The sequence below is a fragment of the Kitasatospora sp. NPDC059803 genome, assembly GCF_042732255.1.
In the GTDB taxonomy this organism is placed as follows: domain Bacteria; phylum Actinomycetota; class Actinomycetes; order Streptomycetales; family Streptomycetaceae; genus Kitasatospora.
In genome coordinates, this window is the sequence record NZ_JBHWIJ010000169.1 from 11,120 (window position 1) to 18,282 (window position 7,163).

General features: G+C 75.1%; 5 protein-coding genes and 1 tRNA gene. 2 read left to right on the forward strand and 4 right to left on the reverse strand.

Annotated elements, in window-relative coordinates; all coding sequences use genetic code 11:
* Positions 1–129 precede the first annotated feature (129 nt).
* Positions 130–1,692 carry an MFS transporter gene (locus ACFV6I_RS24650; protein WP_380427646.1) on the reverse strand — a complete coding sequence of 521 codons (1,563 nt, stop codon included), beginning with the start codon at positions 1,690–1,692 and terminating at the stop codon, positions 130–132.
* Positions 1,693–1,769: 77 nt separating this feature from the next.
* Positions 1,770–2,147 carry a nuclear transport factor 2 family protein gene (locus ACFV6I_RS24655; protein ID WP_350881950.1) on the reverse strand — a complete coding sequence of 126 codons (378 nt, stop codon included), beginning with the start codon at positions 2,145–2,147 and terminating at the stop codon, positions 1,770–1,772.
* A gap of 192 nt (positions 2,148–2,339) precedes the next feature.
* On the opposite strand from ACFV6I_RS24655, the gene ACFV6I_RS24660 reads away from it, so the two are divergent.
* Positions 2,340–5,078: an AAA family ATPase gene (locus ACFV6I_RS24660; RefSeq protein ID WP_380427648.1), complete on the forward strand. Its 2,739-nt coding sequence runs from the start codon at positions 2,340–2,342 to the stop codon at positions 5,076–5,078.
* A gap of 238 nt (positions 5,079–5,316) precedes the next feature.
* Here ACFV6I_RS24660 and ACFV6I_RS24665 read toward each other — a convergent pair.
* Positions 5,317–5,390 (reverse strand) — tRNA-Pro (locus tag ACFV6I_RS24665).
* Positions 5,391–5,490: 100 nt separating this feature from the next.
* A complete protein-coding gene (locus ACFV6I_RS24670; RefSeq protein ID WP_063348659.1) occupies positions 5,491–6,435 on the reverse strand; it encodes a metallophosphoesterase in 945 nt (314 codons plus the stop codon).
* A 180-nt stretch (positions 6,436–6,615) separates the two neighbouring features.
* Between ACFV6I_RS24670 and ACFV6I_RS24675 the strand changes: the two genes are divergently transcribed.
* Entirely contained in the window at positions 6,616–7,071 is a 456-nt protein-coding gene (locus ACFV6I_RS24675) for a GatB/YqeY domain-containing protein (protein WP_363370512.1), read from the forward strand.
* Positions 7,072–7,163 lie beyond the last annotated feature (92 nt).

The window sequence follows — 7,163 nt, forward strand, 5'->3', positions numbered from 1 at the left end:
GGGCGGGTGGCCGCAGCTCACCCGCCCGCCCCACTCGCCCCGTCCCTCCCACCCGTTCCGGGGAGTCCGTTCCCGGGAGCCCGCTCGTTCCTGTGAGTCCGTCCGCTCCCGCGCGCCCGCTCGGTCCCGCTAGCCCTTCCGCGGCAGCAGCCGGACCAGGCCCACCAGCACCAGCTCCAGCACCGCCAGCGCCGTCACGCTGCGGCCGAACGCGGCCGCCGGGTCGCCTCCGCCGTAGTAGAGCAGGCCGATCAGCGCGATGCCCAGCGCCCCGCCGACCTGCTGCACGGTGGCCAGCACCCCGGCGGCCGAGCCGACCAGCTGGGGCTCGACCCCGGCCAGCACCACGGAGGTCACCGGGGCGATCACCAGGCCCATCCCCAGGCCGTCCACGAACAGCCCCGGCGTCAGCCACCACACGCTCCCGCCCGGCGCGCCGTACACCGCGAGGGCGAGCAGGCCCAGCCCGACGGCCATCAGCAGCCCGCCGACGCCGATCGTCCGGGCCCCGCCGAGCCGGGCGGCGACGCGGTGGGTGGCGTTGGAGGTGAGCAGGTAGCCGAGGCCGATCGCCGTGAACACCAGCCCGGCGCCGAGCGCGTCCAGGCCGCGGCCCAGCTGGAGGTACAGGGCGAGCACCAGGAAGAAGGACGCCTGGCCGAGCCAGAAGGCGAGCTGGGCGAGCAGACCGGCGCCGAAGGCCCTGGTCCGGAACAGCCGGGTGTCGACCAGCGGGGCGGCGGAGCCGGGGCCGGAGTCGCTGCCGGAGCCGGTGGCGGTGGCGGTGGCGCGGGTCCGGGTGCGGTGCTGATGCACCACGAAGCCGGCCAGCAGGGCGACCGCGCCGCCCAGGCAGAGCCAGGTCCACAGCGGCCAGCCCTGTGCGGGGCCCTGGATCAGCGGCAGCACCAGGGCGGTCAGCGCGGTGGTGACCAGCAGCACGCCCACCGGGTCCAGGCCCGGCCGTTGCGGGGCGCGCGACTCCGGCAGGCAGCGGCGGACCAGGGCCAGGGCGGCCAGACCGATCGGCAGGTTGATCAGGAAGCAGCTGCGCCAGCCGAGTCCGAAGAGGTCCGCCCGGATCAGCAGCCCGCCGATCAACTGGCCGAACACCGCGCCGACGCCCATGGTCAGCCCGTACCGGGCGAAGGCCCGCGCCTGCGCCGCGCCGCTGAACGCCGTCCGCAGGATCGCCAGCACCTGCGGGCCCATCAGCGCCGCCGCCAGGCCCTGCACCACCCGGGCGCCGACCAGTGCGGCGGCGGTGGGGGCGAGGCCGCAGCCCGCGGAGGCGAGGGTGAACAGGGCCAGGCCGAGCCCGAACACCCGGCGCCGGCCGTACCGGTCGCCGAGCCGGCCGGCGGTGACCAGGCCGGCGGCGAGGGCCAGGCTGAATCCGGCGATCACCCACTGGACGGCGGCCGGTCCGGCGCCCAGGTCGGCCTGGACGGACGGGACGGCGACGTTGACGACGAAGAAGTCGAGGGCGGTCATGAAGGTGGCGGTCAGGACGACCGCCAGCAGGCCGCGCGGGGCGCCGGCCGCCGCCTCGGCCTCCGGCGCGGTGGTGCTCGTGGTGGTGCTCGCAGTGTTGCTCGCGGCGCCGGGCGCACTGTCGGTTGCATTGCCGGTCGCGGTCGCGGTCGCGGTCGCGGTCGCGGTCGATGGGCGGGCGGTCAGGGCGGAGCTCATCTCGGCTTCTCCTCAGTGGGGTTGGGGGGAGTGGGGCGGGGGCGGTGGGGGTCGCCCCCGACCCGTCCGGCCTGCCGTCAGGCGCCCGGGACGCGGTCCAGGAAGCCGTACACCGAGCCGATCCGCCCGTCCGGCGAGGCCACCAGGACGTCGAAGCCGATCACCACCGGCTCGGCGCCGGCCGGCCCGAGGTTCCAGGTGAACCGGGCGATGTCGTGGTGCGCGTCCACCGGTCCGAGGGTGAACTCCAGCCCGGGGAACTGGGCCTGGGCCGCGCCGATCAGCGCGTCGATCGCGTCCCGGCCGGCGACGGCGGCCAGCGGGTCGGTGTACCGGCCGTCCACGGCCCACACCTCGTCGATCAGCTTGCGGCGGGCGGCCGGGTCGGTCTCGTTCCAGACCGCGAGGTAGCGCTCGGCGAGCTGCTGGAGGGCGGTGGCGGTGATCTCGGTCATGGTCTTCTCCCGTGTCCCGGTGGGTGGTTGAGCGGCTCGTTCCCGCTGCTCACCAAGGTAGGGACGGGCCGGCGCGGGCGAATCGGTCACGTATCGGCATGGGGGTACGTAGCGTCCGGCGGGGGGTACGTAGGTGTGCTCGGCGGGCCCGCCCGTACCTGCGGCCGGGAGGGCCTCGGTAGGGTCGGGGGCATGCTGTACGGGAGGGAACACGAACAGTCCGTCGTGGCGGGACTGTTGGACGCGGCACGGGAAGGCCGCAGCGGGGTGCTGCTGCTCCGGGGCGAGCCCGGGATCGGCAAGACCGCGCTGCTGGACCACGCCGTCGGGCGGGCGGGCGAGGCGTTCCGGGTGATCCGGGCGGCAGGCGTCGAGTACGAGGCGGAACTGCCCTTCGCCGGGCTGAGCCTGCTGCTCGCACCCGGCCTCGACCGGCTGCACGCCCTGCCCGGGCCGCAACGGCGCGCCCTGGAGGCGGCGTTCGGGCTCGCCGAGGAACGCGCCCCGGCCGACCGGCTGCTGGTCGGGCTCGCCACCCTCGGACTGCTCGCCGAACTCGCCACCGAACAGCCCCTGTTGTGCGTCGTCGACGACGCACAGTGGCTGGACGACGCCTCCCTCGACGCCCTGCTGCTGGCCGCCCGCCGGCTCCAGGCCGAAGGAGTCGCCCTGCTGCTCGCCGCCCGCACCGGCGGTGCCGCACCGGAACTCCCGACCACGGGCTTCCCCGAGCTCCGACTGACCGGCCTGCCCGAGCCCGACGCCGCCCGGCTCCTGGACCACCGGGCCGGCCCCGACCTGCCCGCCGCCGTCCGCGAGCGGCTGCTCGTCGAGGCGGCCGGCAACCCGCTCGCCCTCACCGAACTCCCCATCGCCACCGGGGCGCAGGCGAACACCCCCGGCTCGCCGGCACCCTCGCCCGGCGGCCTGCCGCTCACCAGCCGGCTGCTGATCGCCTTCCACGGCCAGGTCACCGGCCTGCCCCCGGCCACCCAGACCCTCCTGCTGGTCGCCGCCGCCGAGGAGACCGGCGAACTCGACGTCGTCCTGCCCGCCGCGGCCGCCCTCGGCGTCCCCGCCGAACACCTCGGCCCCGCCGAGGAATCGGGCCTGGCGAGCGTCACCCCCGACCGCCGGATCGCCTTCCGCCACCCGCTCCTGCGCACCGCCATCCTGCAACGCGCCCCGCACCACCAGCGACTGACGATCCATCAGGCCATCGCCGGAGTGCTGCCGGACGGCGACCGCCGCACCTGGCACCAGGCCCACGCCGCCACCGCCCCCGACGCCGCCCTCGCCGATGCGCTGGAACGCGCCGCCGTCCGCGCCGAGGCCCGCGGCGCCCACGGCGGCGCCGCCGCCGCGTACGAGCGGGCCGCCCGGCTCACCCCGGACCGCGACGCCGCCACCCGCCGCCTCGTCCTGGCCGCCGAAGCCGCCACCGAAGAAGGGAAGTTGGCGCAGGCCGAGACACTCGCCGACGAGGCCGGGGCCCGCACCGACAACCCCCTGGCACACGCCCTGCTCGACCAGGTCCGGGCCACCGCGCACTTCTGGCGCGGCTCCTACCCGACCGCCTACCGGCTGCTGCTCGACGCCGCCGGCACCGCCATCGAGGCGCCGCACGCCGCCCGGATGCTGTTCCAGGCCTTCCACACCGCCTGGTACGCGGGCGAGGAACCGGTGATCGCCGTCCTCGACCGGCTGGCCGCGCTACCGCTCGCCGACGACAACCCGCTCACCCCGCTCGCCCACCACCTGCCCGCCGCCGTACTCCCCGCCCTCGGCCGGCCCGCACCGCAGCTCCCCGCCGCCCGCGACACCGCCGCGGCAGCCCGCAAGGCCGGCGCCGAAACCCCCGTCGACCTCGTCCAACTCTGCGGGGCCACCCTCATCCTCGGCCGCGACGACGAGACCGCCGAACTCGGCGGCGAACTCGTCGCCGAAGCCCGCGCCAAGGGCACCATCGGTGTGATGCCCACCCTCCAGTTCTTCCTCGCCGAGGCCGAACTCTTCCACGGCCGCCACCGCGACGCCGAAGTCACCGCCACCGAAGCCCTCGCCCTCGCCCGCGACACCGGCCAGCACCAGTGGACCAGCCAACTCACCGCGCTCCTCGCCTACCTGGCCGCCCTCGACGGTGACACCGACCGCTGCACCCGGCTCACCGCCGAATCCCTCGCCACCACCGGCCCGCAGACCGCCGCCCCCGCAGCCGGCCGCCCCTGGGCCCACTGGGCACTAGCCCTGCTCGACCTCGGCCACGGCCGCGCCGGCGACGCCGCCGACCGGCTGCACACTCTCACCACCGGCCCCCACCGGCACCACGTCAGCGCCACCCGGGCCGTCCCCGACCTGGTCGAAGCCACCGTCCGGTTCGGCACCCCCGAACGCTCCGCCGAACCCTACGAACGCTTCGCCCGCTGGAGCGCCGCCGCCGACCGCCCCTGGACCGAAGCGCTCCGGCTCCGCTGCCAGGCCCTGCTCGGCCCCGACGAACTCGCCGAACCGGCCTACCGCGCCGCCCTCGACCTCCACGAGGGCACCCACCGCCCCTTCGAGCAGGCCCGCACCGCCCTCCTCTACGGCGAATGGCTGCGCCGCTCCCGCCGCCGCACCGACGCCCGCCCCCACCTGCGTGCCGCCCTCGAAACCTTCGAACGCCTCGCCGCCCACCCCTGGGCCGCCCGCGCCCGCACCGAACTCACCGCCACCGGCACCCCGGCCCCCACCAGCAGCCCCACCGGCACCCCCGACTCCCCCCTCACCCCCCAGGAACTCCAGATCACCCGCCTGGCCGCCCAAGGCCTCACCAACCGCGAGATCGCCGCCCAACTCTTCCTCAGCCCCCGCACCATCGCCCACCACCTCTACAAGGCGTACCCCAAACTCCACATCACCTCCCGCACCGACCTCCCCACCACCCTCTGACACCCCCACCCACACCAAAGGGCCCTCCCGAAACACCTCCGGCAGGGCCCTGATCTCCACTCGCGGGGGCTGCCCCCACCTTCGCCGTCGGCCCAGATCCCGGGAGACTCCGCACGGGCTGCGGCACAGGGGGGCGCTCCACACTGAGGCACGGTCACTCAGTCGGTCACGTACAACGTCGGTCACGCACAACGCCAGAGGGCCCACCGGATTTCTCCGATGGGCCCTCTGTACTGGGTCGGGGTGGCGGGATTTGAACCCACGGCCTCTTCGTCCCGAACGAAGCGCGCTACCAAGCTGCGCCACACCCCGGTCCTGCGGTTTGTTGCTCCGTCTCCTTCGCAACGAGTAGAACTCTACCGGACGCTCGCCGAGACACGAAATCCGGTTCTTGGCGGGCGTCCGGTGCAGGTCAGCGGGGGGCCGGGGTGAGGGTGAGGAGGGTGGCCTCGGGGGGGCAGGCGAAGCGGACGGGGGTGTAGCGGTTGGTGCCGCAGCCGGCGGAGACGTGGAGGTAGGAGCGGCGGCCGCCGGCCTGGTGGGTGGAGAGGCCCTTGACCCGTCGGGCGTCGAGGTCGCAGTTGGTGACCAGGGCGCCGTAGAAGGGGATGCAGAGCTGGCCGCCGTGGGTGTGGCCGGCCAGGATCAGCGGGTAGCGGTCGGCGGTGAAGGCGTCGAGGACGCGCAGGTAGGGGGCGTGGACGACGGCGAGGGAGAGGTCGGCGTCGGGGGAGGGGCCGCCGGCGACCTCGCTGTAGCGGTCGCGGCGGATGTGCGGGTCGTCGAGGCCGGTGAATTCGAGGTCGAGGCCGTCGATGGTGAGCCGGCCGCGGGTGTTGGTGAGGTCGAGCCAGCCGGCCGCGTCGAAGCCGTCGCGGAGCTTCTCCCACGGGTTGTGGACGGCGTCGGTGATGCCGCGGCGGCCGGTGCCGTCGGCGTTGTTGAGGCCGTGGGCGCCGCTGCGCATCGCCTGGAGGTAGCGGGCCGGGTTCTTGCGGGCCGGGCCGTAGTAGTCGTTGGAGCCGAAGACGTAGACGCCGGGGAAGTCCATGAGGGGCCCGAGCGCGTCCAGGGCGGCGGGGACGCCGAGGGGGTCGGAGAGGTTGTCGCCGGTGTTGACGACGAGGTCGGGGCGCAGGCCGGCGAGGCTCTGCAGCCAGCGCTGCTTCTTGCCCTGCCCGCTCACCATGTGGATGTCGGAGACCTGCAGTACCCGGATGGGCCGGGCGCCGTGGGGCAGGACGGGGACCTCGACCCGGCGGAGCCGGAAGGAACGGACCTCGTACCCGACGGAGTAGGCGAGGCAGGCGGCGCCGGCGGCGGCGAAGCCGAGGGGAACGGAGTACAGCGGTCGCATCGCTCCATGCTCTCAGACGGTGGATCAGCCGGTGAACGTCCGGTGGCCGTGCGCGGATGCGGGGCCACCGGCGGGTCGGCCACGTGCCGGCGGGTCCGCTGCGTGCCGGTGGCCCCGGTGTCTGCCGACGGGCCGGTTAATGGCAAGCGACCGAACGCCGCAGGTGGGAGACTCGGGGCCATGACGACGCTCAAGGCGAAGCTGCACGAGGACCTCACGGCCGCGATCAGGGACCGGGACGAGCTGCGCTCGTCCACCATCCGGCTCACGCTGGCCGCCGTCACCAGCGAGGAGGTGGCGGGTAAGGCGAAGCGCGAGCTGTCCGATGACGAGGTGCTGAAGGTGATCGGCCGCGAGGCGAAGAAGCGCCGGGAGGCGGCGGAGGCGTTCGACACCGCGGGCCGGGTGGAGCAGGCGGCCCGGGAGCGTTTGGAGGGCGAGGTGCTGGCGGGGTACCTGCCCAAGCAGCTCTCCGACGAGGAGCTGACCGCGATCGTGGCGGCCGCCGTCGCCGAGAGCGGGGCGGCCGGTCCGCAGGCGATGGGCGCCGTGATGAAGCTGGTGAAGCCGAAGGTGGACGGCCTGGCGGAGGGCGGCCGGGTGGCCGCCGCGGTGAAGGCGGCGCTGACGGGCTGAGCCCCGCCGCCAGACCCGAAGGCCAGAAGGGCGCCGGTGGCCAGGGCCCGGATGGCACCGTCGGCCAAGCCCGAAGGGGCGCCCTCCGAGAG

Bases quoted from the DNA above. Each gene is read 5' to 3' on its own strand.
- ACFV6I_RS24650 (WP_380427646.1), bottom strand. From the start codon at position 1,692: ATGAGCTCCGCCCTGACCGCCCGCCCATCGACCGCGACCGCGACCGCG.
- ACFV6I_RS24655 (WP_350881950.1), bottom strand. From the start codon at position 2,147: ATGACCGAGATCACCGCCACCGCCCTCCAGCAGCTCGCCGAGCGCTAC.
- ACFV6I_RS24660 (WP_380427648.1), top strand. From the start codon at position 2,340: ATGCTGTACGGGAGGGAACACGAACAGTCCGTCGTGGCGGGACTGTTG.
- ACFV6I_RS24670 (WP_063348659.1), bottom strand. From the start codon at position 6,435: ATGCGACCGCTGTACTCCGTTCCCCTCGGCTTCGCCGCCGCCGGCGCC.
- ACFV6I_RS24675 (WP_363370512.1), top strand. From the start codon at position 6,616: ATGACGACGCTCAAGGCGAAGCTGCACGAGGACCTCACGGCCGCGATC.